General features: G+C 45.6%; 25 protein-coding genes and 15 tRNA genes. 35 read left to right on the forward strand and 5 right to left on the reverse strand.

From position 1 onward, the window contains the following. Positions 1-58 precede the first annotated feature (58 nt). The 16 genes from Q0V21_RS25745 (at position 59) to Q0V21_RS25820 (ending at position 2,747) form a co-directional block, all read left to right on the forward strand. Positions 59-134: transfer RNA gene (locus tag Q0V21_RS25745), tRNA-Asn, on the forward strand. Positions 135-137: 3 nt separating this feature from the next. Continuing rightward, positions 138-229: transfer RNA gene (locus tag Q0V21_RS25750), tRNA-Ser, on the forward strand. Between the two features lie 6 nt (positions 230-235). Further along, a tRNA-Glu gene (locus tag Q0V21_RS25755) sits at positions 236-307 on the forward strand. Between the two features lie 68 nt (positions 308-375). Next, a tRNA-Val gene (locus tag Q0V21_RS25760) sits at positions 376-451 on the forward strand. 18 nt (positions 452-469) lie between these two features. Then, positions 470-543, forward strand: a tRNA-Met gene (locus Q0V21_RS25765). A gap of 27 nt (positions 544-570) precedes the next feature. Further along, a tRNA-Asp gene (locus Q0V21_RS25770) sits at positions 571-648 on the forward strand. 96 nt (positions 649-744) lie between these two features. Then, positions 745-820 (forward strand) — tRNA-Phe (locus tag Q0V21_RS25775). Positions 821-840: 20 nt separating this feature from the next. Then, positions 841-916 (forward strand) — tRNA-Thr (locus Q0V21_RS25780). 5 nt (positions 917-921) lie between these two features. Beyond that, positions 922-1,007 (forward strand) — tRNA-Tyr (locus Q0V21_RS25785). Positions 1,008-1,013: 6 nt separating this feature from the next. Then, positions 1,014-1,087: transfer RNA gene (locus Q0V21_RS25790), tRNA-Trp, on the forward strand. Positions 1,088-1,116: 29 nt separating this feature from the next. Beyond that, a tRNA-His gene (locus Q0V21_RS25795) sits at positions 1,117-1,189 on the forward strand. A gap of 11 nt (positions 1,190-1,200) precedes the next feature. After that, positions 1,201-1,275 (forward strand) — tRNA-Gln (locus Q0V21_RS25800). Between the two features lie 4 nt (positions 1,276-1,279). Beyond that, positions 1,280-1,354, forward strand: a tRNA-Gly gene (locus Q0V21_RS25805). Between the two features lie 6 nt (positions 1,355-1,360). Beyond that, positions 1,361-1,434: transfer RNA gene (locus Q0V21_RS25810), tRNA-Cys, on the forward strand. A 25-nt stretch (positions 1,435-1,459) separates the two neighbouring features. Beyond that, positions 1,460-1,538, forward strand: a tRNA-Leu gene (locus Q0V21_RS25815). Between the two features lie 282 nt (positions 1,539-1,820). Next, entirely contained in the window at positions 1,821-2,747 is a 927-nt protein-coding gene (locus Q0V21_RS25820) for a class I SAM-dependent methyltransferase (protein ID WP_301881211.1), read from the forward strand. Between the two features lie 181 nt (positions 2,748-2,928). Here the strand turns inward: Q0V21_RS25820 and Q0V21_RS25825 are convergent, their stop codons facing one another. Then, positions 2,929-5,313 (reverse strand): helix-turn-helix domain-containing protein, encoded by a 2,385-nt coding sequence (locus Q0V21_RS25825; protein WP_301881212.1) that lies wholly within the window; start codon positions 5,311-5,313, stop codon positions 2,929-2,931. Between the two features lie 493 nt (positions 5,314-5,806). Between Q0V21_RS25825 and Q0V21_RS25830 the strand changes: the two genes are divergently transcribed. The 13 genes from Q0V21_RS25830 (at position 5,807) to Q0V21_RS25890 (ending at position 17,336) form a co-directional block, all read left to right on the forward strand. Continuing rightward, positions 5,807-6,115: a LiaF transmembrane domain-containing protein gene (locus Q0V21_RS25830; RefSeq protein ID WP_079348972.1), complete on the forward strand. Its 309-nt coding sequence runs from the start codon at positions 5,807-5,809 to the stop codon at positions 6,113-6,115. Between the two features lie 34 nt (positions 6,116-6,149). Beyond that, on the forward strand, positions 6,150-6,821 hold the full coding sequence (locus tag Q0V21_RS25835) for a PspA/IM30 family protein (RefSeq protein WP_024634155.1): 672 nt from the start codon (positions 6,150-6,152) through the stop codon (positions 6,819-6,821). Positions 6,822-6,825: 4 nt separating this feature from the next. Next, the gene (locus Q0V21_RS25840) at positions 6,826-7,062 is read left to right on the forward strand and encodes a PspC domain-containing protein (protein ID WP_079348971.1); all 237 of its coding nucleotides are present in this window, start codon (positions 6,826-6,828) and stop codon (positions 7,060-7,062) included. A 17-nt stretch (positions 7,063-7,079) separates the two neighbouring features. Further along, on the forward strand, positions 7,080-7,574 hold the full coding sequence (locus Q0V21_RS25845) for a PspC domain-containing protein (RefSeq protein ID WP_024634153.1): 495 nt from the start codon (positions 7,080-7,082) through the stop codon (positions 7,572-7,574). Between the two features lies 1 nt (position 7,575). Continuing rightward, positions 7,576-8,283 (forward strand): PspA/IM30 family protein, encoded by a 708-nt coding sequence (locus tag Q0V21_RS25850; RefSeq protein ID WP_024634152.1) that lies wholly within the window; start codon positions 7,576-7,578, stop codon positions 8,281-8,283. Positions 8,284-8,432: 149 nt separating this feature from the next. Continuing rightward, the gene (liaF, locus tag Q0V21_RS25855; RefSeq protein WP_024634151.1) at positions 8,433-9,080 is read left to right on the forward strand and encodes a cell wall-active antibiotics response protein LiaF; all 648 of its coding nucleotides are present in this window, start codon (positions 8,433-8,435) and stop codon (positions 9,078-9,080) included. Between the two features lie 33 nt (positions 9,081-9,113). Further along, on the forward strand, positions 9,114-10,229 hold the full coding sequence (locus Q0V21_RS25860) for a sensor histidine kinase (RefSeq protein WP_024634150.1): 1,116 nt from the start codon (positions 9,114-9,116) through the stop codon (positions 10,227-10,229). Beyond that, the gene (locus tag Q0V21_RS25865) at positions 10,171-10,839 is read left to right on the forward strand and encodes a response regulator transcription factor (protein ID WP_173405263.1); all 669 of its coding nucleotides are present in this window, start codon (positions 10,171-10,173) and stop codon (positions 10,837-10,839) included. Before Q0V21_RS25860 ends, Q0V21_RS25865 begins: the two co-directional genes overlap by 59 nt. A 244-nt stretch (positions 10,840-11,083) precedes the next feature. Continuing rightward, entirely contained in the window at positions 11,084-11,821 is a 738-nt protein-coding gene (locus tag Q0V21_RS25870) for a YwmB family TATA-box binding protein (protein WP_301881213.1), read from the forward strand. Positions 11,822-12,068: 247 nt separating this feature from the next. Continuing rightward, positions 12,069-13,619 carry a glucose-6-phosphate dehydrogenase gene (gene zwf, locus Q0V21_RS25875; RefSeq protein ID WP_301881214.1) on the forward strand — a complete coding sequence of 517 codons (1,551 nt, stop codon included), beginning with the start codon at positions 12,069-12,071 and terminating at the stop codon, positions 13,617-13,619. Positions 13,620-13,944: 325 nt separating this feature from the next. Further along, positions 13,945-14,343 carry a DoxX family protein gene (locus Q0V21_RS25880; RefSeq protein ID WP_024634146.1) on the forward strand — a complete coding sequence of 133 codons (399 nt, stop codon included), beginning with the start codon at positions 13,945-13,947 and terminating at the stop codon, positions 14,341-14,343. 358 nt (positions 14,344-14,701) lie between these two features. Continuing rightward, the gene (locus Q0V21_RS25885; RefSeq protein WP_024634145.1) at positions 14,702-16,285 is read left to right on the forward strand and encodes a peptide chain release factor 3; all 1,584 of its coding nucleotides are present in this window, start codon (positions 14,702-14,704) and stop codon (positions 16,283-16,285) included. A 250-nt stretch (positions 16,286-16,535) separates the two neighbouring features. Beyond that, a complete protein-coding gene (locus Q0V21_RS25890) occupies positions 16,536-17,336 on the forward strand; it encodes a hypothetical protein (protein WP_301881217.1) in 801 nt (266 codons plus the stop codon). Between the two features lie 238 nt (positions 17,337-17,574). On the opposite strand, the gene sspI is transcribed toward Q0V21_RS25890, so the two are convergent. Next, a complete protein-coding gene (sspI, locus tag Q0V21_RS25895) occupies positions 17,575-17,808 on the reverse strand; it encodes a small acid-soluble spore protein SspI (protein WP_024634144.1) in 234 nt (77 codons plus the stop codon). Between the two features lie 183 nt (positions 17,809-17,991). Here sspI and Q0V21_RS25900 point away from each other — a divergent pair, with 183 nt between their 5' ends. The 4 genes from Q0V21_RS25900 to Q0V21_RS25915 all read left to right on the forward strand — a co-directional run bounded on the left by Q0V21_RS25900 (position 17,992) and on the right by Q0V21_RS25915 (position 21,055). Then, positions 17,992-18,654, forward strand: coding sequence for a potassium channel family protein (locus tag Q0V21_RS25900; protein WP_192270703.1), 663 nt, complete (start codon positions 17,992-17,994; stop codon positions 18,652-18,654). 101 nt (positions 18,655-18,755) lie between these two features. Beyond that, positions 18,756-19,544 carry a TrmH family RNA methyltransferase gene (locus Q0V21_RS25905; RefSeq protein ID WP_301881220.1) on the forward strand — a complete coding sequence of 263 codons (789 nt, stop codon included), beginning with the start codon at positions 18,756-18,758 and terminating at the stop codon, positions 19,542-19,544. A gap of 175 nt (positions 19,545-19,719) precedes the next feature. Beyond that, positions 19,720-20,307 (forward strand): sigma-70 family RNA polymerase sigma factor, encoded by a 588-nt coding sequence (locus Q0V21_RS25910; protein WP_301881223.1) that lies wholly within the window; start codon positions 19,720-19,722, stop codon positions 20,305-20,307. After that, positions 20,294-21,055 (forward strand): DUF3600 domain-containing protein, encoded by a 762-nt coding sequence (locus Q0V21_RS25915; protein ID WP_301881224.1) that lies wholly within the window; start codon positions 20,294-20,296, stop codon positions 21,053-21,055. Before Q0V21_RS25910 ends, Q0V21_RS25915 begins: the two co-directional genes overlap by 14 nt. 74 nt (positions 21,056-21,129) lie before the next feature. Here the strand turns inward: Q0V21_RS25915 and Q0V21_RS25920 are convergent, their stop codons facing one another. Then, on the reverse strand, positions 21,130-21,996 hold the full coding sequence (locus Q0V21_RS25920) for an AraC family transcriptional regulator (protein ID WP_301881226.1): 867 nt from the start codon (positions 21,994-21,996) through the stop codon (positions 21,130-21,132). 111 nt (positions 21,997-22,107) lie between these two features. Here Q0V21_RS25920 and Q0V21_RS25925 point away from each other — a divergent pair, with 111 nt between their 5' ends. Next, positions 22,108-23,265 (forward strand): Gfo/Idh/MocA family protein, encoded by a 1,158-nt coding sequence (locus tag Q0V21_RS25925; RefSeq protein ID WP_301881227.1) that lies wholly within the window; start codon positions 22,108-22,110, stop codon positions 23,263-23,265. A gap of 82 nt (positions 23,266-23,347) precedes the next feature. On the opposite strand, the gene Q0V21_RS25930 is transcribed toward Q0V21_RS25925, so the two are convergent. Beyond that, positions 23,348-24,475, reverse strand: coding sequence for a glycoside hydrolase family 88 protein (locus tag Q0V21_RS25930; protein ID WP_301881228.1), 1,128 nt, complete (start codon positions 24,473-24,475; stop codon positions 23,348-23,350). Positions 24,476-24,617: 142 nt separating this feature from the next. On the opposite strand from Q0V21_RS25930, the gene Q0V21_RS25935 reads away from it, so the two are divergent. Beyond that, positions 24,618-25,490, forward strand: coding sequence for a helix-turn-helix domain-containing protein (locus tag Q0V21_RS25935; RefSeq protein ID WP_179132773.1), 873 nt, complete (start codon positions 24,618-24,620; stop codon positions 25,488-25,490). Between the two features lie 48 nt (positions 25,491-25,538). Here Q0V21_RS25935 and Q0V21_RS25940 read toward each other — a convergent pair whose 3' ends face one another. Further along, the gene (locus Q0V21_RS25940) at positions 25,539-25,859 is read right to left on the reverse strand and encodes a winged helix-turn-helix transcriptional regulator (protein WP_024632671.1); all 321 of its coding nucleotides are present in this window, start codon (positions 25,857-25,859) and stop codon (positions 25,539-25,541) included. Positions 25,860-26,272 lie beyond the last annotated feature (413 nt).

Genomic DNA, 26,272 nt, shown 5'->3' on the forward strand with positions numbered 1-26,272 from the left:
GATACATCGCAAGTTTCGTTTCGGATCTAGTTTTCAGAGAATAATCTCTGAAGCATATTCCCTGATAGCTCAGTTGGTAGAGCACTCGACTGTTAATCGAGTTGTCACAGGTTCGAGCCCTGTTCGGGGAGCCATATGGAGAGGTGTCCGAGCTGGCCGAAGGAGCACGATTGGAAATCGTGTAGGCGTCACAAGCGTCTCGAGGGTTCGAATCCCTCTCTCTCCGCCATAGTAAGGCCCGTTGGTCAAGGGGTTAAGACACCTCCCTTTCACGGAGGTAACAGGGGTTCGAATCCCCTACGGGTCATATTTAACTTCAAAAAATGAAGTTGATTTTCACAGCAGTTTTATGATAAGATCATAAATGTGTTGTTCGGAGGCTTAGCTCAGCTGGGAGAGCATCTGCCTTACAAGCAGAGGGTCGGGGGTTCGAACCCCTCAGCCTCCACCATATTACTTTTAATAACGACGCGGGGTGGAGCAGCCCGGTAGCTCGTCGGGCTCATAACCCGAAGGCCGCAGGTTCAAATCCTGCCCCCGCAATTATACTTTCTTTCAAGAAAGTGATCTGGAACCGTGGTGTAGTTGGCCTAACATGCCTGCCTGTCACGCAGGAGATCGCGGGTTCGAATCCCGTCGGTTCCGCCATTTTAATCTTTACATGAGGAAGCTGTTCACTAAATCTGCTATATGGCACCGAACGCCCTAGATAAAGTGTAACGTTTCAAGATTAAACTTTATTAAGGCTCGGTAGCTCAGTCGGTAGAGCAGAGGACTGAAAATCCTCGTGTCGGCGGTTCGATTCCGTCCCGAGCCACCATTTTTATCACAACTTAATACGCCGGTGTAGCTCAACTGGTAGAGCAACTGACTTGTAATCAGTAGGTTGGGGGTTCAAGTCCTCTCGCCGGCACCACTTATGGAGGATTAGCGAAGTGGCCAAACGCATCAGACTGTAAATCTGCTCCCGTACGGGTTCGGTGGTTCGAATCCATCATCCTCCACCAGTTTTTAGGGGCATAGTTTAAAGGTAGAACAACGGTCTCCAAAACCGTTGGTGTGGGTTCAATTCCTGCTGCCCCTGCCAATTAACTTTTAAGAACAATTTGTATTATGGCGATCGTGGCGAAGTGGTTAACGCACCGGTTTGTGGATCCGGCATTCGGGGGTTCAATTCCCCTCGATCGCCCTTTTGTTTTTTGGGGATTAGCCAAGCGGTAAGGCAACGGACTTTGACTCCGTCATGCATAGGTTCAAATCCTATATCCCCAGCCATTATGCGGACGTGGCTCAGCGGTAGAGCATCGCCTTGCCAAGGCGAGGGTCGCGGGTTCGATTCCCGTCGTCCGCTCCAAAATGTGGCGCCATAGCCAAGTGGTAAGGCACAGCTCTGCAAAAGCTTTATCCCCAGTTCGAATCTGGGTGGCGCCTCCAGTATATTTTCACAAAAACATCATATGCCGGCGTGGCGGAATGGCAGACGCGCTCGACTCAAAATCGAGTGGGAAACCGTGGAGGTTCGAGTCCTCTCGCCGGTATTCAAGCAAGTAAAAGCTCATTAGATGCAAAATCTAATGAGCTTTTTTTATTTGCAGATATTATTTGGATTATAGTTTGTAGAAGGAGAAGGAAATATTTTTGTTTATGTATTGACGCATACCACTAATAAGTATATTGTAGACATGTAAAGTCTTTTAATTTATTTCGTTTAATCGTGGATATTGAAGCTCCCTTAAATTCACATAAAGAAATGTTTAACCAAAAAGAAATTATTCTTTTTGAAATTTTATATTTTATACAAAGAAATGGAGTGAAGTAACATGTCCGAGGAAAAACAGGTATCTACGCATTCTGATATTTTATTTGATCTTTCTGTATGGGAAGAGGCGTGGAGAAATCAGTCCACAACTTTAAAATACAATATGAAAAACGCAGCGTTTTACGCGACAGAGGCATTTGAACAATGGGCCAGAGAATATCATCAACAGTCGTTTACTGAGAAGGGAAAGCAGCGAACCGACCGCATCATAGGCTGGATTGAAAATCAGGGAGTGGATTTTAACGATTTATCCATATTAGACATTGGAGCAGCATCAGGAATCTTTACGATCCCTTTTTCAATCAAAGGAGCGACCGTTACAGCTGTAGAGCCATCAGAACTGCTCAATTCATTAATGAAAGAAGCAATTCCTCCCTCCTTGCAATCCAGTATAGATATTGTGTCAGAACGGTTTGAGGAAATATCGATTCACGATAAGGGCTGGGAAAAGAAATATGACTTCGCATTTGCTTCCATGTGCCCGGCCATGTCAGATTGGGAAACAATTGAACAAGCAATCAGCACTGCTCGAAAGTATGTTTATATCAGCACAATGGCTGGGCCAAAAGAAGACACATTAGTAGATGAGCTTAAAGAGGTACTAGGTGTCTATCCGTCCTACAGTCAGGGGGACATGGTTTATATACAACAGCTGCTGTACCTGAAAGACTATTCCTACACCACCTTGATTACTAAAGAAACAAGTTATTTTGAGATGTCTGTGGAAGAAGTCGTTGATAAGCTTCAGGAATGGCTAAGCACGCACGAATTGCCAACGGATGAAGGTTCACTTGCCCTAGCTGAGCAATATATCAGAGACACGTATAAAGAGGGAGTGGTTGCATTCTCACGCGGAGGGAAGTTTGGTAAAATCCTGATTCAATTGGAGCAGCCGAATATGAAAGTGGTACGTACCAAAGACCAGTAAAATATTTGAGCAGTATATGTGATTCTTATTTATTACATTCAATAGTAGTTGCAAGGGAGCCGTTTTACAGGCTCCCTTTTGTATGATCATATATAGAACAACTTTCTATGGCTAAATTATAGCAGTACATCTTTCATAGTTAGATTAGATAATCCGTCTATTTCATCCTCATAAGAGCTGCTTACTGCTTCATGGATACATTTGACTTCTGCTTACGTTCCCGGTATTGGCCGGGCGTAATCCCTTCCCATTTTCGAAAAGAACGGATAAAGTTCTGCGGGTTGTTATAACGAAGCCGTGCGGCGATATCCTTGACCGTTAACTCGCTTTCGTCGAGCCACTTTTTAGCCATAGTAAAGCGGTATTTCGTCAGATACTCACTGAATGCACAGCCTGTTTCCTTGCGGAACACACTACTTAGGTAGTTCGCGTTGTAGTGAAGTCTGGATGCACATTCCTCCAACGTTAGATCTTTATCGTATTCTTGTTGAATCATGGCAATCATTTTCTCGGATATGTGCTGATATTGGGCGTACTGTCTTTCCTTCAAGATGAGAATGATCGGTATGATGATATGTTCTGTAAACCATTGCTCAACCTCAGCTGCGTACTGAAGACCATGAAGTTCATTGAAAATAGACCCATGGCCTTTGGAGATCTGCCCCAGTCGTATACCGGATTCCTGCATCATCTGTAAAATATGTGTTAACAATCGGGTAAGGGCTACCTGATATTCTTCCGGTGTGCATTCCAAGCCAAACAGCACTCCAAGCAACTGATGGAGATGAGAGAGGGCCAGGGCTTCATCGGCGTTTTGGATACTTTGAATCAGCGTATACTCCAGTGATTCGGGATAAGGCAGCGCCCAATGCGAAGTATGGTTATCTATTGTCTCAAATTGAATGATAATGCCTGCCCCCAGCTTCATTCGATGTTTAAGCGCTTCAAGGGCCTCCGTATAAGCCTGCGGTATGTGAAATGGGGAGGCGTGGGGCTGACTAAAGCCAATGCTTACCTGAAGACTAAGGCTCTCACTGATCTGATGTTGGAGTTGTTCCGTTAACGTATACAGATGCTGTGAAAAACGAACACGATCTTGTTCAGCGGTACCGATGATTGTAACTACAGCCTGCTCGTATACCACAGGAAGTAACTGTTGTTCCGCATGAATACTCTCCTCCAGTATATTCTGAACGGCAAACAGCAACAGATCACGATCCTTGGCATTATATTTGGTATGATTCACGAGATCGGCCTGGACTGCAATGACGGCTATTTGTTGCCACTCTTGAAGCTGCGAACCATAACCATTGTCTATGATCATGTCATGAAGAGTCGACGGTGCAATTTTGCCCAGGACCAGGTTAATTAGAAAATGAGTGCGGATCTGCAGCTTATATTGATTTAATTTGTTTTCAAGCTGGGATTGGGATGCGGATAGCTGGGAAACGCCGGCTCTGATTTGCTCGAATTCATCCATATGAAGTGCAGACTTGATTTCAAGGCGATCTTTAGGTAAGCGTTTGTCACCGAGTTGTATAAGAAGTTTGCGAATCGGAATATGCATTTGTTTCGAACCAATCCATGAGAGCAGCACTGAAAGCACTAACAAGGCAGCACTGATATATATGGTGTGTAACCCAATCCGAACATACTCGTGAGTTAGAATATTCGTAGGCGAAATGAGAATATATGTCCACCCTTTTAGAGCAGAATGCGTATAGAACAGCGAGTAATGTGTATCTGCAATACGTACCTCCCGTTGGCCTGAAGAGGCAGCAAATCCACGTATGGATAACAGCTCACTAAAATTGGTTCCCGATTCGCTATCTTTTATTCCTGCTGCAGCCACTGGTTGACCTATATATTTGGGATCGGGATGGACCATGATCCGTTGTTCACGATTCAAAATGATGAGTCCGGCGGCAGCGTTGTCTGGAGAATCCTCTTCCAGTGGTTTTTGCAGTGTACATGCAGGAATTCCCGCAATCAGGGCAGCATCAGAAGCATTTACATTGGGTATCGATCTGGCAAGTGCAATATGGTAGATGCAGCCTGAATGCACTGCGCGTTCATTATTGTTAAACACGGATGAAGGTGTAAGCTGCCAACCGGACGTAAGTGTGTTCGATAACAAGTCTTTCATAGGCAAAGCCATTGGAAAATCAGCATTAAGGTAAAGGCCAGCATGATCGATAAGCCAATCCTGTGTCTGATTTACGAGTGTAATATCCATTAGAGGCTCCCATGATCTCATATTCTTGAATTCAGTCTGTAACTTCTCGGCAAACAAAGGACCGGTGCCTTGTACCGACGAAGAGGAGGACAGAGAATGGAGCGTGTCCGGTGACCGAACGGCCTGATCGAGCATATAGCTTACGGTTGCAAGTTTGTGCTCCACATTGGTTTGCATTTGGATTAACAGTTGTTTATTGGCTTGAGCACGATGCAGCTCCGTTTGTTTCGAAGAATACATAAAAGCGGTGACTCCAGTCAACAGAATGGGCAAGGTACTTAACAGAATTCCGAAGACTTTCATTTTATGTAGATAGCTGAATGATCGCACAGGTCCACTCCTGACTTTTGGATTAGTAACACTTCCTATTTTAGAAAACGCTTACATATATAATAATCTAAATTTTGTTTATTTGGATAAAAAAGTAATAAAAATCTTTGGGGAATTGAGATGAGGAATAAGGTTCAAAAATGTATTTCGGTTTGTCTGACTTTTATGGAAGGTGTAATGGGAAACGTCAGTTGAGGAAGAACGTAGATAAGAGGTATAGACGTCATATTTATACGGGGTGAGACGGGTTCGAAGAAAGCTAATAGAGATATCTAAGGCATTTATTCGGTACAGTAGTCGTTGGTCTGATCCAGGGACAGTCAAAGGTCCAACCTGATCCCCGACCTGAGTCTAGGATGAAAAACCGTCCACGGTCTGTTTTGAAAAGTCGCAGTTTACCCTAGAATAAGGACATAAGGTTAAACAAGAAACAAACGAACTAACAAACACACAAATCAAAATTAATGAACCGAAAGGGTGGTGAACAATAATTATGAGATGGAATAAAGGAAATGGCTGGGCGATTGTACTGATCGCACTGGGTGCACTCCTCCTTTTCGGAAAGTTAACTCCTCTACTTGGACATTTAATGGGTTATCTCATTCCGATTCTGATGATTGCGCTTGGGTATTACGGAGTTAAACGAGGAAATGTACTGATTGGATGGATTGTTCTCTTCATCGGTATCCTCTCATTGCTGGGTAAACTGGCCTGGCTGATCGGACCGATCATCGCGATTGGGTTAATTATCTTCGGATTCTCCATGTTGAGTAATAATCGCAGTCGTCGTGGCCGTTACTAAGCTTTCACGATTATGAAAAGGAGGACAGAACAAAATGAGTGTATTTCGTCGAATGCGGGATATTACCGTAGCTAATTTGAATGAACATTTGGAGCAAAGTCAGGATCCAGTCAAACTGATTGATCAGTTTCTGGTCTCGACCCGCCAAGACATCGGTGAAGCCGAGAAGCTTCGTCATCAATATGCAACCCATACCAGACAAATGAAACAACAAGCGGATCAGGCAGCAGGTATGGTACACAAACGGGAAGAACAAGCTTCCATGGCTCTGAAAGCAGGCGAGGAGCATTTAGCTAAACTGGCTTTGCAGGAGAAAATCCTCCACGAGGAAAAAATGGAGCAATACAATGAATTGTATGCACAAAGCAATGCGGCCTTACAGGAGCTAGATGAACAGATCGACCAGCTGAAAGTGGAGTATCAGAATGTATACAGCAAGCGCCAATATTATTACGCTCGTATGCAGACGATCCAATTGCAGCAACGAATGAATCAGAGAGGTCATTACAACGGTCAGAATGTACCCCGTATGTTCAACCGACTGGACGACCAGGTTTCTGATCTCGAATATGAGGCACAAAGTCTCCGGGATTTACGGCGTATGAGTCAGGATGGGGCAGGAACTTCTGGCACTATGTCATCCTCTACGCTGGATAAAGAACTGGAGCGGCTGAAACAAAAGCTAAACAATGACAGAAAGGAGTAGACACATGAATAAACTTTACCGCTCATCGCGCAATCGTATGCTGACAGGTTTGATCGGCGGCATCTCTGAAAACCTTGGATTTAGTTCCACGCTGCTGCGTATCATTTTCTTCATCAGTATTTTCGCTACGGGGGGTACATCATTGCTGATCTACTTCATCGCTGCATTGGTAGTGCCAAAAGAATCCCAACACGCTGATCCATACACTTATGGTGCTGATCACGTAAGAGGATACAAGTAAACGAAAGGAGTAAGCACATGAGCAAATTATACCGCTCAACGCGTGACCGAATGATGACCGGCTTGATTGGCGGAATCTCTGAAGCCATCGGCATGGATTCCACGCTGCTACGGATCATCTTCGTCATCAGTATCTTCGTCACTGGCGGCACGTCGTTGTTAATCTACTTCATCGCAGCACTGGTGGTACCGAAAGAACCGTATCCACCTTATGATCCATACGGCCCGGGCCCCGGTCCTGGTAGAGGATACAACAACTACGATCATGAGCCGCCAAGAGGTCCTTTCCAAAACAACCGTAACCAAGGTCCTGGAAACTTCGGTCCGGGCCCAGGCTACAACAGCAGACCTCAGTCTGGCCCACGTTCTTACGACAATAACGCTTACGGAGCAGGGTCACAGCAAGAGAGTGAACTTGATTCCATGATGAAAGATATTGAGAAAAAAGCATTGAAAAAAGAAGTGGAAGAGCTTCGCCAAAAATTATCTCGTTACGAGAAGGGAGAAAAGTAAAATGGGAGTATTTAAACGGATTAAGGATATGACTAAAGCGTCGGTAAATGATATGTTGGATAAAGTGGAAGACCCGATTGTAATGTTGAACCAGTACTTGCGTGATATGGAGGCTGAAATTCATGAGGCAGAGGTAACCGTCGCCAAACAAATGGCGAACGAGCGTCGCATGAAACAACGTCTGGACGAAGCAGAGCGCACATCGGTACAACGTGAGTCTCAGGCAGAGGCTGCACTGGCTAATGGTCAGGAAGAAGTGGCACGTAAATTGCTGGAAGAGAAAATCTACTTCGATCAAAAAATCACGGAGTACAGAGAACTTCATGCACAGTCTGAAGCTCAAGCGAAAGATTTGCTGCAGCAGCTGCATGACATGAAAGATGAGTTCTATAAAATGCGTAACAAACGTAATGAACTCGTATCCCGTGCACAAATGGCGAAAGCCAAAAAACAAATGTCTCAAATCAACAGCTTGCACTCCATTGAGAGTGGTGGCGCATCCCTTGGATTCCACCGCATGGAAGAGAAAATCATGCAAATGGAAGCAGAAGCTGATGTGATCCGCGCACCTTATCGTAATACACAATCTACGTACACCAATCCTGTTGATACTGAAAAACAATTCAAAGTGGATCAACAACTGCAAGCTCTGAAAAACAAAATCGGCAATGGTGCCAAGAATGAAACGGGCGGTACTTCAAAAGAATAACTGTTCGCTCAGCAGACAATATGATATTCTATAAATCGTGAATAAAGAACGGTTTCTAGAACAAAGGTTAAGCCATACAGGTGTTCAATGCCTGATATGGCTTTTCCGTCGAATTGGGAAGATTAACTTACAGAGGAGGTGCGGCAGAGATGAATAAGAAGGGTCAATGGCTTGCTGTTGTAATCATTGTCATCGGCATGCTCATGTTACTGAACCGAAATATTAACCTGCTAACCGTCGCCGCACTGATTCTGTTAACGATAGGTATGGTACAAGTTCGAAAGGGTGACACACACAAAGGCTATCGATGTCTGGGTATTGGAGCCGCTCTGCTGCTGCTCGATAATCTAATGATTGTATTTTTGATGGTACTCGCTTCACTGGCCTATTTTTATTCCAAAAATAAAAAGATTCATCTGCATGGGAATGTCATGCGCAAACAAAATTTTATGGCTCGTTACTATTGGGATCAGACACCTTGGACATTGCGAAGCATGAGTCTATGGCATGCCTTGGGTGAAGTTAATGCGGATTTGTCCCTGTCCATTCCGGAAGAAAAACAAACGATTGTACTTTTGCAAGGTGTTATGGGAAATGTTCGTCTGACGCTGCCTGAAGATTATGGTGTTGAGATTGAGGCGACGGTACTTTTTGGGCGGATAAGTGTCAATGGCGAACAGGATAGTGGCATGATGAACAAATTGGTATGGAGAACTCCTGGATATGAGTCCAGTGAACATAAAGCAAAATTTGTCATTTCTTATATTGTTGGCGACCTAAACATCAGTAATCCGTAATAAGTTAAATAGGTGAAGAAGGAGGAGACCCGGATGAAGACAAAACGACATACCGACATGGTAACCCGAAGTATGGGTGAAGGGATCCTCCTTGTTTTCATTGTGCTCGTTGTAATCTTGTATGTATTGTATACATATGGTTATCTTGCCCCGTTTGCAGGGTGGAGGCATCTGATTCAATCGGGCCTGGCCTTGCTGCTACTCTTGATCGGTATGGGTGCGGCGTTTGGATTCTATCAGAGTTATCGGGTCAAACGAAGGCTTGAACTGTTGCGAGAGACGCTGCTGCAATGGGAAAAGGGGTCACTCTCACGTACTGTGCCGGACCTCGGCATTGATGATGTCGGCCGATTAAGTGAACAGCTTGGACGAATCGGCAAAAAGTGGGAAGATCAGGTCTCTTCTCTGCAAAGACTGTCTACCAATAATGCGCAGCTGGCTGAACAGGCCAGAATAACGGCCATTGTGGAGGAACGGCAGCGGCTGGCACGGGAGTTGCATGATGCGGTATCGCAGCAGCTATTCGCTATTTCAATGACCGCTACAGCGGTTGGACGCAGAATGGAAAAGGATTTTGCACGTGCCCAGCGCCAGGTGGCCCTGATTGAAGAGATGGCGTCGGTAGCCCAGTCCGAGATGCGAGCGTTGCTGTTGCATTTACGACCTGTCTATCTGGAGGGCAAACATCTGGAGCAAGGTTTGCGTGATCTGGTGATGGAGTTAAAAACAAAAGTACCTATGGATATCGTGCTCGAAATGGATGAAGAGATTCATTTGATCAAAGGCATTGAAAATCATCTGTTCCGTATTATTCAGGAAGCGATGTCCAATACATTACGTCATGCAAAGGCGGAAAAGATGGAAATTCGGATTCAGCGCCGGATGGATGCCATTCGGGTACTGATTCGTGATGATGGTCAGGGATTTGATCTCGACGATCAGAAACAGGCTTCCTATGGTCTGACCAATATGCGTGAACGTGTAACTGAAATTGGCGGAGCCATTCAATTTGTAACGGCGCCGGGCAAAGGGACACGAATTGAGATTACAATACCTTTGATGAACGATGAAAGCGAGGAAGAACATGTCAATGGAGATGGGAATAGAGACGGAAGCGGAAACGTCGATCAAAGTGTTGCTCGTGGATGATCATGAGATGGTACGCATTGGCCTCGCTGCGGTACTGGATACCGAAGATGGTATTGAAGTGGTGGGGGAAGCTGGCAGCGGTGAGGAAGGCATCCGACTGGCACAGGAGTATAAACCTGATGTAGTCCTGATGGATCTTGTGATGGAAGGAATGGACGGGATTGAAGCCACCCGGCAGCTGCTCAAAATGTATCCGGAATGCAAGGTCATTGTGCTGACCAGTTATCTGGATGATGAAAAAATGTATCCGGTCATTGAGGCAGGAGCTTTCAGCTATCTGCTGAAAACATCCAGAGCCAATGAGGTAGCAGATGCGATCCGTGCTGCAGCTCGGGGGCAGTCGGTTCTGGAGTCACAAGTGGCTTCCAAAATGATGAATCGTTTCCGACAGCCACAGGCAGCCACACCTGCTCATGAGGAATTGACTGATCGGGAGATGGATGTACTTCGGTTGGTTGCCAAAGGTAAGTCAAACCAAGACATCGCAGATGATCTGATTATTGGAATCAAGACGGTCAAGTTCCATGTGACGAACATACTTGCCAAACTTGGCGTGGATGACCGTACACAGGCAGCCATTTATGCATATAAGAATGGACTTGCGGAGTAGGACGTGAAGTGCTCGTTTTAAGCATGCTCCATTGGATATTAGAGTAGTTCAGGGAACGAAGTGAACCGAGGGAAATCGCATGCGGAAGCATTGTTCTACCCATGCTTTGTTATTAGAGGTCCGATCAGCCAGGAAAGAGGGGTGATGGGGCTTTTTTTGTATGTCAAAAAGAAGTTTAGCAAATGAGGAATGGGGGCATGCTGTTGATAGATTCATAGAATGCAAGAAAGAGCGGAGGATTCGAATGTTAAATCGATGGATGACGGCAGGCATACTGGCATTGGCAATCATTATACTTGTAGGCATGACTCATGTGTACGCTGAAAAGACGGAATCCGAAGCAGACAAGCTGGAGCAATTGATAAAGACCGCAGATACAGCCATTGATTATGTGGAGCGTCTAGTCATCAAATGGCAAGGTGAAGGCCATGGAGACGCAAAGGAGCAAGCGGAACTGCTCGCTCACCAGCTGGGCTTGCAACAGCCTGAACGCGTTCTTCAGACAGGGCATGATGTGTATCGCAGTGAGCGGGTTGCTGATGCTCATCAGGCAGGTATTCTGGTCAATGTTGTCGTTACAGGGGAAAACGAATATTACGCTATCGTTCAGTTATCAGGCAATGAATATACAGACCGGCGTTTATTGACCGCATTACATGAACAGGTATCCCAGTTGCTTACAGACTCAGGAATGAAGGCAGCATGGAATTTCGCTGTACAAGGCACAGAGGCAACAGTAAGTGACGCCAGCGGTCAAGTGCAGCATATCGAGGAACAATTGTCTGGAGATATGGACATGCGAGCGTTAGAACGTTATACGGATAACAGCACTGCCAGCGTATCTTATGAGGCATCGGATCTGCCCATAGCGATCAGGAGCGGTTCGCATCACTTGAACATGCAGCTGGCGGTACACCAGGATGACGAGCAAGGAATTAATCGAGTTACAATAGGTTTCCCGGTAATCACGATTGAATATTAATACCATATTAAAGCGAATTTATAAGCTTGATCATGAATTTTTATAGATGAAATTTCCATGAATAGTGGAAAAATATTGATAAAATTTCTCGGGAAAATTAGTGCAAGCCTGTGGGCTTTATGCTAAAATGGCATCACATCCAAGAAGGAAATTTGCTGGTAATTGACGGTTGTATGTTGCGTATATAACACCATTACATAGCTCGGGGAGAGTATGGAGATGTCTTCCCGGAAAGAAAGAGGAGCCCATGGTCGAAAAACAAATGCAAGATGAAGTGCAGACACCAGGTGCAGTATTTTTCATTTTTGGAGCAACGGGTGATTTGGCCCGCCGGAAGCTGTTTCCGGCGATCTACAGTCTCTACCGCGAAGGCAAGTTAGCCGAAGACTTTGCGGTTATTGGCGTAGCACGTCGTCCGAGGTCACCAGAAGAATTCCGGGAAGACATCTATGAATCCATTAAAGAGTTCTGTCGCTATCCAGCGGGGGAACCTGATGAATGGAATGCTTTTGTCGAACATTTTGAGTATAAATCACTAGATATCAAGAACGTGGACGGGTTCAAAGAATTGCGTGAGCAGACTGAGCGTCTGGAAGCGAAGTTTAATACACCGGGTAACCGCCTGTTCTATCTGGCGCTGGCACCTGAGTTGTTTGGTAGCGTCTCATATAGTTTACGTGATGGCGGAATGCTGGAGAGCCACGGATGGAATCGACTTGTGATTGAGAAACCATTTGGATATGATCTGCAATCTGCAGAGCATCTGAATGAGCAGATCCGTGAAGTGTTCCGTGAGGAAGAGATTTATCGGATTGACCACTATCTGGGCAAGGAAATGGTGCAGAATATCGAAGTGATACGCTTTGGAAATGCCTTTTTCGAGCCGCTTTGGAACAATAAACATATTGCCAATGTTCAGATTACCTTGGGTGAGACGGTCGGTGTGGAAGAACGCGGTGGGTACTACGATCACTCGGGTGCATTGCGCGATATGGGACAGAACCATATGCTGCAGATGCTGACGATGATTGCTATGGAGCCGCCAAGTCGTCTGTTCCCGGAGGACATTCGCGATGAGAAGGTCAAAGTACTGCGTTCTCTGCGTGCGTTTACCTCTAACGAAGAAGTGAGCACTAACGTTGTGCGCGGGCAGTATACCGAAGGGGAGTATCGCGGAAAGCAGCTTCCCGGTTATCGTCAGGAGGACAAGGTTGATCCGGAATCCAATACGGAAACGTACTTTGCCGCACGTGTATTTGTGGATAATTTCCGCTGGGCCGGTGTGCCATTCTATATTCGGACAGGCAAGCGTCTGCCGGTGAAAACGACGGAGATCGTGGTTGAATTCAAATCCATGCCGAGCAACGTCTATCTGGGCAAAAAGTACAAGCTGGAGCCGAATTTGCTCGTGATTCGGGTAAATCCGATGGAAGGCATTTATATTAAAATCAATGCCAAGAAGCCGGGTTCGGATTCCGAGATTCAGCCGCTTGCAATGGACTTCTGTCAGAGCTGCATGATTGGAATCAACTCGCCGGAGGCGTATGAACGTCTACTGCATGATGCAGCAGAAGGAGACTCCACTTATTTTACCCGTTGGGATGAAGTTGCTACAGCATGGTCCTTCGTTGACCGGATCGCGGCGGCTTGGGCAGAGAACCACGGAGAGCTGCGCACGTATCCAGCAGGTACGTGGGGGCCGGAAGCGACTGGAAAACTACTCGAGCAGGACGGGTTCCACTGGTGGCCGGTGAACGGTCAGGACGAGGACAGCGTCGTCTGGCAAGTGAACAATTAAATGCTGAGTTAAGGCTTGGGAAGGACGCGATAAGCGAACTTTCCAGGCTTTTTTTGTGATGGAGACATGAGAGTATAAAAAGGTTAAAATAATTAAAATTAAGTTGTTGACAAAAAGTAAGTATATAACTTATACTCAACAAAGAGATAAAGAAATTACGCAAAGACATACGAAACCCGATGAATCCATCGGCTAAGTAATCATTCATGAGATAAAGTGTGAACCAGGTGAAGGGGTTACGAACTACATCATGAGGAAAAAAATTTAGCATAATATCTTTAATCTAAGAATACTATTTTGTATATATTGAATGGAGGAAAAGAAAATGTTGGATGTAGGATTGTTGTTGATTCGTTTGGTGATTGGATTGTCGTTCATGGCGCACGGGGCTCAGAAACTGTTTGGATGGTTCGGGGGATACGGCATCAAGGGAACAGGTGGATGGTTTGAATCGATGGGGATGAAGCCCGGCGCATTGGTAGCACTGCTGGCAGGTTTGGCTGAATTCGGCGGTGGATTGCTGTTGGCTCTGGGTCTGCTTACACCGGTAGGCGGCATTCTGATTGCTCTGACTATGGTCATTGCCATTGTGAAGGTTCATGGTGCGAATGGATACTGGTCCACACAGAACGGGTTTGAATATAACCTCGCAATTCTGGTAATTGGTGTAGCACTGGCTTTGACAGGTGGAGGACAATACGCACTGGACGCATTAATTTTCTAAGAGTGAGAAGCGAAATGAATAATGAGTACCTGGATGCCATAATGATGGCGGAAGGGTGCTCTTTTTTTGCAATCGGAAAAGAGATGAATCTGCTGTACGTAATCGGTTATTTTCGGTAAAGATTATGGTACAATAGGAAAGTTGGATTATAATTCAGGTCTACGGCATGAATGGAAGCACAATGCTTAGGGAGGATGAACTCCGTTGTAAATGTGTAAAATTAACATAGGATGCTAAATGCCTAGTGAGCGAAATGCGAAATGTACAATCAACCGGCATAGCCGGATTGCATAAAGATTGAATGGCAGACCGGCCTCGCCGGATTAACGTGAATGAACGGACGAAAGGGATAGAATCTATGAGCAAAGCTGCAGATAACCTTCTTCAACAGGAAGTGGACAAACGCCGGACGTTTGCCATTATCTCTCACCCGGATGCGGGTAAAACGACATTGACCGAGAAACTGTTGCTGTTCGGGGGCGCGATTCGCCTTGCCGGTACAGTAAAAGCTCGGAAAGCAAGCAAACATGCAACAAGTGACTGGATGGAAATTGAGAAACAACGGGGGATATCGGTAACCTCTTCCGTTATGCAGTTTGATTACCTGGGTCATCGCATTAATATCTTGGATACACCGGGTCACCAGGACTTCAGTGAAGATACGTATCGTACACTGACAGCTGCCGATAGCGCGGTCATGTTGATTGACGTGGCAAAAGGCGTCGAGGCGCAAACGATCAAATTGTTCCAGGTTTGTGCGAAGCGCGGTATTCCGATCTTTACATTCATCAACAAGCTGGACCGTGAAGGACAAAGTCCATTTGATCTGATGGAAGAACTCGAAAACGTACTGGGGATTCGCTCCGTACCGATGAATTGGCCGATTGGTACAGGTCGTGAGCTGTGTGGTGTGTATGACCGGATGAAAAGTCAGGTGGAGTTGTTCCAAGGGGACGATCACTCGACGATTAAAGTTCAAAAGGTAGAAGGTTATGAAGATCCGATCATTCGTGAGATGGCAGGAGATTATCTGCATGATCAACTGTGTCAGGACCTGGAGCTTCTGGATGTTGCAGGAGACCAGTTCGATATGGAGAAGGTACAGCGCGGTGAACTGACCCCTGTATTCTTCGGTAGTGCGATCAATAACTTCGGCGTGCAGACGTTCCTGGAGAACTTCCTGCAGCTCGCACCGAAGCCGGAACCACGTCGCAGCACAGCGGGTGAGATTGAGCCGACGAATGAGAAATTCAGCGGTTACGTCTTCAAAATCCAGGCAAACATGAACCCGGCACACCGGGATCGTATCGCATTCCTGCGGATCGTATCCGGTAAGTTCCAACGCGGTATGAGTGTGAAGCATAATCGTGTGGGTAAAGAGATCAAACTGTCACAGCCACAGCAATTCTTGGCACAGGATCGGGATATTATAGAAGAGGCTTATGCAGGGGATATTATTGGTCTATTCGATCCGGGTATCTTCCGGATTGGCGATTCATTGAGCCAAGGCAGCGAGGTTATTTTCGACGAATTGCCTACGTTCTCACCTGAGATTTTTGCCAAAGTTACCGTTAAAAATGCATTGAAACATAAACAGTATCAAAAAGGGATTGACCAGTTGACCGAAGAAGGTACGATTCAGGTGTTCAACACGGTGAGCTTCGACGAGACATTGCTCGGCGTAGTAGGTCAGCTGCAATTCGAGGTATTTGAATACCGGATGAAAGGCGAATATGGGGTAGACGTGCAGTTACAGCGTATGCCTTATCAATTCGCTCGCTGGATCGTGGACGAGAATCTGGACCCAAGTAAATTCCGGATCAACTCCGCTCTGGTGAAAGATAAAAAGGGGAACTATGTTGTACTGTTCGAAAATGAATACGCGATGAGAACCGCAATGGACAAAAATCCGACAGCGAAATTCCTGGAGACAGCTCCATAAGCCGATTTTTCCTACAATACTAAAGACAGCAGAAGAAAATGACCTAAATTCCTGATTCGAGGGGGTTAGGTCATTTTTGTCGTTCAATTTTAGCTCTATGTATTACTCAGGCTTCAAGTAAAAGGGAGAAGAGAGAATAACATTCAGTCATCATTCAGTCTGCTCTCAGGTTAAATTCAGTTTGGCTGCCGATGAAATTGGAGTGTACGGTACGGCTACTCATTTATGTACACAGAGAGAGGAGAACTATTTGTCACTATCCATTAACAGGCATGCGATCACAACGTCCTATGATCATTCAGTAAAGGCAAACGAAAACAAGTTAAATAGCCTGGACTACGACACTGCACAAAGAAAGGCCGCTGATTCACTTGAATTAAGTAAAGAATTTGCAGAATATGCCGGAGGGGTACAGTCCCCACTCTCAACAGAAAACTACAGCAGAACGTACAATCGAAGCGAGGACGCGTTTATACTGACTACGGATCAACAGAAATCACTGTTATCTGATCTGCAAAGTTACCTGACTTCATCGGGCGCTTCAGCAGCAACAGATGACAGTGCTGACAGCACGGTGAACCCGTTGGTTTCAATATCTGACTTGTTATCCAGTCAGGATCTCTCAGCAGCAACGGACGAGGATATATCCGATCTATTTGATCAGGTAGCTGAAATGCTCCAAAGTCAACGTCCTGAACCTCCACCCGCAAATGATTCGTTGCGTTCGGATCGCAATGGAACACCTCCAATGATGCAAGCTATGGGAGGGATTATGCCGCCATTTGCATGGAATATTCAAGACACTGCTAACGAGGAAAATGAAGATAGCACATTGAACAATAAGCTTACTGTGGATGAACAGAAATCTTTGCTGCGTGAGTTGCAAAATCTCATTTCCAGCGTGGGATCAGAGTCAGCATCTTCGGGTGAGGATGAAGAAAATGATCTGATTTCTGCACTTAAGAACGTATGGGGAAATACGGACACCACCACTGCTGGGGATGAAGAAATATCGGCATTGTTTGATAAAATCGCTAAATTATTTAATTGATCATCTTTTTCCAGCGGCGACTGATTTTCTTAGGAGCATCAGACATATACAAACAAGGTACAGCTTCCTGAGTTTTTCTCAGTGGCTGTACCTTGTTTGGGTTAGGGGAGCCTAATTAGTCTACGGGGGATTAATTACCTTGCTCTTGGAGCAGGGTATGATCCAGACCAATGAGACAAAAGCTTTCTTTTGCAGACAGAACAACGTGATGATGGTACCTTTCCCTCCAAGGCTTCAGTTAACTGATGGGTTGAACGGGAATGGTGTGCAGATGCTCCTGCGCGATTTGGATTAATTCTTCCTGCTTCGCAGGTTCGGTGTTCTTCCAGATCATTTCGAAAATGGCACCAAGTCCGGGTAATGCTGCTTCCGGTCCATCTACAGAACCTTCGATCATCTCCCGGAGCTGATCATCACTTTTGTCATGAACCTTATGAACAATCGCTTCACGCAGGCTTAATGTAATTGGCATCGCAAGTCCCTCCTCGTATATTCGGCTGCTCTAATACTGTTCCCTAGGAAGCGTGAGCGCATTCAAGTTTATTGGGCTTTGTGGTATACTACGAAGGATATTTAAGTGAATATTCACCCCTTAATTGAAAAGCGACTAACAATAGATGCGTAATGCTGAAGTGCAGCGGGAGGTTAGACCCTAATGGCAAAGAAACAATATGCCGTAATTGGCATGGGACGGTTTGGTTCAAGTGTAGCCAATGCGCTGAGCGGTATGGGATTCGACGTACTGGCAATTGATGCGGACGAGCAGCGGACACAGGAAATGTCCAATGTGGTGACACATGCCGTATCGGCAGATTCAACGGATGAAGAAGCGCTGCGGGCGCTGGGCATACGGAATTTTGATGTCGTCGTTGTGGCGATTGGTGAAGATATTCAGTCGAGTATTCTTACGACCCTTATTCTGAAGGATATGGGTGTGCCTGTTCTCATCGTAAAAGCACAAAATGAGCTTCATGGTAAAGTATTGCAGAAGATCGGTGCGGACAAGGTCATTTACCCTGAGCGGGATATGGGACTGCGTGTAGCCCATCATCTGACATCTCCCAATATTCTTGATTACATTGAGTTATCTGAGGATTACAGCATTCTGGAGATGAGAGCGTCTGAGCAAATGATTGGTAAAAATCTGCTGGAGCTCAATATTCGTGCACGTTTTGGATGTAACGTAATGGCGATCCGCAGTGGAAATTCGATGAATATCTCTCCGTATGCCGAGGATCGGATCGAGGATGGGGATGTGCTGATCATCGTTGGTCACAAGGACCATTTGACGAAAATGGAGCTGGCGTATCCAAAGTGATAAGTCTAATGATGGGATGATGGAGCAATCTTTAGGCGGGAAATTTTAATTCGTCATGTAACATGTTGATAAAAAATCCCGCAGACGGGAAGGATGGAAAGATGGATATTGTATCACCGCAAAATACACGTGTGAAGGAATGGGCACAGCTGCTGGAGAAAAAGCATCGTACCCGTCAACATAAATATATTATTGAAGGCATTCATCTCGTACAGGAAGCGCTGCGTGCCGGGGCAGATCTGGAATGTGTCGTTTACGATGGGGAGCAGGGTGTACCCAAGGAACTGGCTGGACTGGAGGCTCCACTTCAGCGTGTGGAATGGGTCAGTGTATCTCCTGCGGTTATTGCCAAGTGTACGGATACGATGACACCCCAGCCTGTATTTGCCGTTGTACATAAAGGTCGTGAGCCGCTGCAAAGCTTGTTGTCTTCTTCCAAGGGGTTAGTCGTGGTATTGGACAATGTGCAGGACCCTGGTAATGTAGGAACGATCATTCGCAGTGCGGATGCAGCAGGAGCGGCAGGTGTAGTGCTCGGTGCGGGTTGTGCCGATGTCTATAATCCGAAAACGATTCGTTCGACGATGGGGTCATTGTTCCATTTGCCAATCGTAGAAGGACAGTTAGAATCATTGCTGCCTGAAGCGAAGGCTGCGGGTGTAAAGTTGGTTAGTACGTCTTTGCAGGCAGAGTATTCCTGCTACAGCTATGACTTTACACAATCAGTGTGGCTAGTGATCGGTAATGAGGGAAAGGGCATATCAGAATCCACGGCACGGCTGGTGGATGATGCGATTACGATTCCGATGCAGGGACAGGCTGAGTCGCTTAATGCCGCGATGGCAGCCACGATTTTGTTGTTCGAGGCGATGAGGCAGCGGATGGTTTAGCCCATGAATAATTTACTTCAATATCGTATAAGTGAAAGATATAAGCTTATTCCAACTCGAACGATGAGTGAGGAATAGGCTTTTTTTGCTTGGTCATGGAAAGTTGAAATAAATAAATCGAACGATATGGAGCTGGTATGCCAATATTATAGTGTAAGGAGGAAGGGGATGGATAATGAGTGAGGCGGAAAAGTACATAAAACTTGTGGATTTAACCCGGGCTGGGGACTATGAAGCTTATGGCGAGTTATATGAGCTGACGGTGATGGATGTGTATCGAACTGTTCGTTTTCTGATTCGTGACCCTTCTGAAGCTGAAGACTTGGTACAGGAAATCTATATTCAGGCATACAGGTCATTAGAGCGTTACGATTCGGAGAGAGCGTTTCGTCCATGGTTAATGGGTGTGACGATGCGGCAGGTCCGAAGTTACCGGCGTAGACGATTGACGCAGTTTCGTTTTAACAAGCGGATGGAGAAGTCTGATACGGGGCTGGAGTATGATTTTTCCGGTGAATTAATCAACAAACTCGCAAATCGTCCTCTGCTCGAACAGGTGCACCGATTGCCGTACAAGCTGCAGCAGGCCATCACTCTTCACTATTTGAACGAGTACACACAAGAGGAGATTTCATGCATATTGGGAATTCCACTAGGAACGGTGAAATCACGTATTCATGCGGCATTAACCAAGCTGAGGCAGAATCAGAAGTTAAATCCGGGTATTCGGGGAAAGGTGGAGGAACTGCATGAATCTAGATGAACAGTTGCGAGCATCCTTCCAGGAAGACACGAAAGATTGGAACATTCCTGAGAGAACAAAACATAAAGTCATGAATGCGATTCGAAGTGAATCACGTCTCAAAAACCATCGAAAAAAATGGCTAGTTACTATGCTGCTGGCTGCTGTACTCATCATTCCTACGGGAGCTTATGCGGGGTATACCTTTCTTGTTGACGGAATGTATGGTTCACAGCAGAATATATCAGCGGTGGGTGGAACATCAGAGGATTATATGAGACTGGAAGCAAAGCTGCAGACAGCCAAGGCATATTTAAGCGCAGAGGAATTCAATCAATTTATGGGTCTGATGAAGCAAATGGGGCAAATGGCTTTGAAGTATGCGGATCAAAAAGGTGAGCTGCACCCCGAGCAATGGAGTGTCACAGAACAGATGGAGTTTAAACGTCTTACTGCAGAACTGGAACCTTTTTTCGAAAAGTTGGAAGCAGCAAGTGTAGACTCTCCAAAAGAACCTTTAGCCCAAGAGCAATTTTGGGAGGAACAGTTAGCAATGGCAGAGACGAAGTTTTCCAAGGAGCAGTTTACCGAGTTCAAGCTGTTGTATGAACAGATGAAGCAATATGAAGCCATGGTGATGGATCAGGATGGAAGCATTCATGAAGATCGGTTGTCTGCAAAGCAGAAGGAAGAACTGCAGCAGGTACGCGAGCAGATTTATCCCTTCTTGGAGAAGTTGGGACTGGATGTACGCCAGCCGGGCGAGTAACTTAACAATGTTAAGGAAGCGGAGGAGCGAAGGAAGCCATTCCTTTTGCTCCTTTCGTTTTGTAGGATATCTTCTTATCTGCTCTGCACATTAAGTCGATACTGATGCGGCGTGGTGCCTGTTGCATTGCGGAAAACTTTGCAAAAGTAAGATGGGCTGGACATACCTACACGGTGGCCTATTTCCGGAACAGTATGTGTGGTGCTCGTGAGTAACACGCAAGCATGCCGAATACGGGTGGCCTGAGCGTAAGCAACGATGGTGGTACCGGTAGCTTTTTTAAATATATGGGACAGATGATAAGGCGAGAGATGCAGAGTGTCTGCGATATCTTCCAGACGAAAAGCTTCATTGAAATGCTCTTCAATCCACTGCATGACAGCTTCGGCATGAGGATGCAGAACGGGAGGACTTTTTGGGAGCGTATTAGAGCTGGGATACTGCCTGTCTTTCCAAAGGTAGCGAAGCTGTGCGAGCAGTGCAAGTAAAAAGAGTCGTGTATCTTCTTCCGCTTCATGTGGAAGCAACGTAGGCAGAATATCGGCAAATTGCTCAATCATCTGAACTAGCGGGGATGAAGCGGCAAGACGGATCGGTTGAAGCGGAGAAGTTTGCCCGAGAAGGTCCATTGTAAAACGATTGGAAACGGCAAATTGCCGAGAGTGGGGATTCAGCAGGTGCGGCTCATACATTAGTACGCTGCGAATAAAGGGATGCTCTTTCGTGACTTGAATCAGAATCTGATGCAGTTGAAATGGACGGAAAATCACCAGTGTACCCGGTTCGAGGTGGAATGCCTGTCCCTCTGTTATCAACTGTCCATATCCATCATGAATATACGTGATCTCTATCTGTGAATGAGCGTGAAAAACCTCTCGAAATGCAGTCGTGGAGGTACGACGGTATGCCAAATTAAATTGATCTTCGGTGATGATGGGCATTAGGAATGCCTCCTCTTCAAGAGCGCAATATAGTTTTATTTTATCACAAGATGAACGCATAAAAGCGCTTTATTATTGTGTATTGTGAAGGGAAAAGGGAGGTATGCATCGATGTTGAAAGTGGCCATTATTGGAGCAGGCGCAATCAGTACAGCGCATATTACAGCGTATTTGGCATTTCCTGAACGATGCCAGATCGTAGCTGTAGTGGATATGTACGCGGAAAAAGCACAGAAGCGAATTAACGATTATGGATTGGAGGGGGCACAAGCTGTTACCGATTACCATGAATTACTGGATCAAAACATTGATTTGGTCTCGATCTGTACCCCTCCGTACACACATGCACCGATCACATGTGATTTTCTTCATGGTGGTACGCATGTGTTGGTCGAAAAACCCATGGCCTCTTCCCTACAAGAAGCGGATATGATGCTGGAAGCGGCACAAGAGAGTGGTAAGTTGCTGTCAGTTGTGGCGCAGAATCGTTTTACGACACCGATGATGAAACTCAAAGATGTGCTGGATAGCAAACTTATGGGTCCCATTGTCCACGTACAGGTCGATTCGTTCTGGTGGCGAGGCCATAGTTATTATGATCTGTGGTGGCGTGGTACATGGGAAAAAGAAGGCGGCGGTTGTACACTTAATCATGCGGTCCATCATATTGATGCCATGCTTTGGATGATGGGTCCCCCTGTGGAATTGCAGGCCATGATGGCGAATACGTCACATGATAATGCCGAAGTAGAGGATATTTCCATGGCGATGCTTCGTTTCCAAGAAGGAGCACTTGGTATGATTACCAGCTCCGTGGTACACCACGGAGAGGAACAGCAGTTGATTTTTCAGGGCAAAGAAGCAATGGTATCTGCACCTTGGAAGGTCATTGCTTCAACGGCTCGGAGTAACGGATTTCCGGAATCGAATACAGAACTGGAACAACAAATTCAGAAACTCGCTGACGAATTACCTGATGTTATTCATGCAGGACATGCCGGGCAAGTGGAGAATGTGCTAGACGCGATTGTGACTGGATCACCCCTTTTGGTGGATGGACAAAGTGGTCGAAATACGCTGGAGTTGATCGTAGGGATATATAAATCGTCCAGTACTGGAGAGAAGGTAACTTTCCCTTTGAAGGTGGAGGATGCTTTTTATACAAGGGAAGGGATGATGCAACATGCGGTGCACTTTTATGAAAAAAAGAAGGCGGTGGAGAACTTCGAGGATTTGAGTATTACCCTGGGGGGCAAGTTCGAGTCTTAGTTGTATAACATCAAATGAGGCCAGATCCACAGATATTGTGAGATCTGGACTCATTTGATGGAATTCTACTCACAAAACAAAATCAATACACCCGATTTTTCCATCCATTCAACTTCGCGATGGCTTCCAGATAATAATAATCTCCATAGATCAGGGAAACATCGATGAAGGAATTGCCGCTGCCTGTGGCGTGCAGCAAAATCGATTCATGCTCTGGCTGATCCCAGACCGCATAGTTCTCTGTTAAGGAGCGCAGAATTCGTTCGGCTGCATCTGCGTAGAGGCGTTTTTCGCCTTCAGGAACGACGGCGGCCAGCTCCAGCAGACCGGATGCGGCGATTGCTGCGGCAGAGCTGTCCCGGGATTGACCATCCAGAGAAGGAAGTCTGAAATCCCAGTAAGGTACATGATCCTCTGGCAGCGCAGCAATAAAGTAATGTGCAATCCGTTTCGCTGTGTTCAGGAAACGCTCATCCTGGGTATAACGATACGTATTAGCGAATCCATATAACCCCCATGAGGTACCACGACTCCAAGAGGATTCAGGAGCATATCCCTGTCCGCCAAAACATTCAATATAACGACCATCCTCCGGGTCAAAGGAAAGGATATGTTTGGTTGATCCGTCTTCACGAACACCATATTGCATCGTCGTCTCTGCATGACTAATGGCAATATGTTTGTAGCGGGGGTCTCCCGTCACTTCTGAAGCCCAGAACAACAAAGAGATATTCATCATGCAATCAATGATTGCCCAGCCATATTTGTCTTCATTCCACGCATGAATGAATTTGCCTGCTGGATTATAGCGTCCTGCAAGGAAATTGGCTGCTTCCAGACCACGTCTACGTGCGTCCTCATCCCCTGTAATTTTGTGTTTGATGACAGCAGTTGAGAGAAACTGGAAACCGACATCATGATGAAGCTCTGCGGTCGGTTTTATAAACCATTGCTCCAACGTTTCATCCCACGACCATGCCGCCTCCCGATAGCTTTCCTCTCCTGTCATATCGTACATAATCCACAGCATACCCGGCCAGAAACCTGAAACCCACCAATCGGTATTGATGTTATCATACTTGCCATCATCGCCGGCAAAATGAGGACATTTATCCCTAATATTATTTTTCAACTCGGGCAATTTGTTTTCCAGCTTCTGCATGACTTCCTGCCAATATGTCGTAGTTACAGTGGATTCTGCCTTGGCCATGAGATAACCTCCTTAGGTTTAATTAGAAAGTAAAGATAACGCTTTCCTATAAGGAGATTATATCTTTTTAAAAACCTTAAAAGTTGTGTTAGGATATGAAGAAATGTTGCTCTGTTGTCATTGTGAAGAAGGGGGAACGAGAGTGTTTGAACGTGTGGAATTCGAAGGGAATACTTTGGTATGGGATTATCAAATTAAATCGGTGAAAGACTTCAAAGGATACTATCATTGGCATCAATGTGGGGAAATCCTCTATGTCCATGAAGGGCAAGGCATTGTGGTTTTGAATAATCATACCTATCCCATTCGTAAAGGCATGCTCTTCTTTTTTCAGCCATATCAGCTGCATCATGTCTATGCCGAGGTTCATCCAGATACTCCGTATGAAAGGAATATTTTCTATGTAGAACCGATTGTAATGGATCGATATTTGGAAGCGTTCCCCCATCGCCGTGCTTTTTTTTCGAGGTTGTGGAAAGGAAGAAATCAACAGCAGGTTTTTGATTTAAGTTCATCTATGGATCAGCTGGATTGGGTATACAGAAGTTATCACCAGTCACGCAGTCGGGTTGGGGGAGAATGGGAGGAATCGGTGCTGTTTTTGCTACAACTATTGAATGTTATGGATCAACAAAATGATGGGGAACAGGCGAGTCAACCACACTTGGTCGAATCACGTCAATTAAGGCATGCGGAGAAGATGATGCATTGGATTGAAGAGCACTACATAGATGAAATCAGACTGGATCATATGGCGAATGATATTCATTTATCCAAGTCTTATGCTTCCCGTATCTTTCAGCAAGAAACAGGAAGCAGTATTACGGACTACGTCACAGCCCGAAGACTCAAGCAGGCTTATCTTCTGCTGGAAACGACAACTCTTCCCGTTGATGAGGTTGGCAGACGGGCTGGATTTCCCAATGGATCTTATTTCATTCAATTATTTCGCAAGTCGGCGGGAACCACTCCGCTACAGTATCGGCAGCATTTTGAACGCAGCAGCAGACATTAAATCACATGAGGGTAACTGCTGATGTTAATAAAAGTTGCGTCAGTAGTGCTACAGCCACTTATCGGCCCATCGTTCCACGGCGCTTAATGCGCGCCCCAGTTCTGTGCCTTTGCGGGACAACATATATTCTGTCCGAACAGGGCGCTCCGTAACCACATGACGCACGACCAGTCCCTCTTCCTCCAGTTCCTTCATCCGTTCATTAAGTACCCGTTTGCTCAGGTCCGGGATATAAGCGTGAATTTCACTGAATCGTTTGGGTTCTTCCATTAATGTATGAATAATGAGGGCTACCCATTTCCGGCCAATGATCTGATAAGACTGTTCCACCTTTTCGCATATTTGCTTGGCATTCTCATCATCGCTCATAATAAGTGCTCCTTTGGTTTAGTTATGCTTATTATAGCATTAGTATACTTATTGTAACCTGAGTGTCCACAAGCCCTATGTGTAAAATGTCACATACCAATTGTTCTTAATGTTACCACATAAAGCGTTAACATTAAATAAAAACCCTATAAACACTGGTGTTCACAGGTTGGACACGATTGTTGACGAATTGTGACGACAGGTGTAATATGGGTAACGTCAATTCAATTGGTTACAATTTATAACCTTGATTAAGGTTGTGGAGAGAAGGAATGTTCCATGTTTAATTCAGGTCGGATACACAAGCGGAGGTAAGGCGGGGAACTCCCCCACTAATTCCGTCTTTTGTCATGCTTGGATTTGAACATTTTGCATCATCATATACTATACTGCACAGATCACAGGAGGCACTC

Source organism: Paenibacillus sp. 11B, assembly GCF_030487755.1.
In the GTDB taxonomy this organism is placed as follows: Bacteria; Bacillota; Bacilli; order Paenibacillales; family Paenibacillaceae; genus Paenibacillus; species Paenibacillus vandeheii.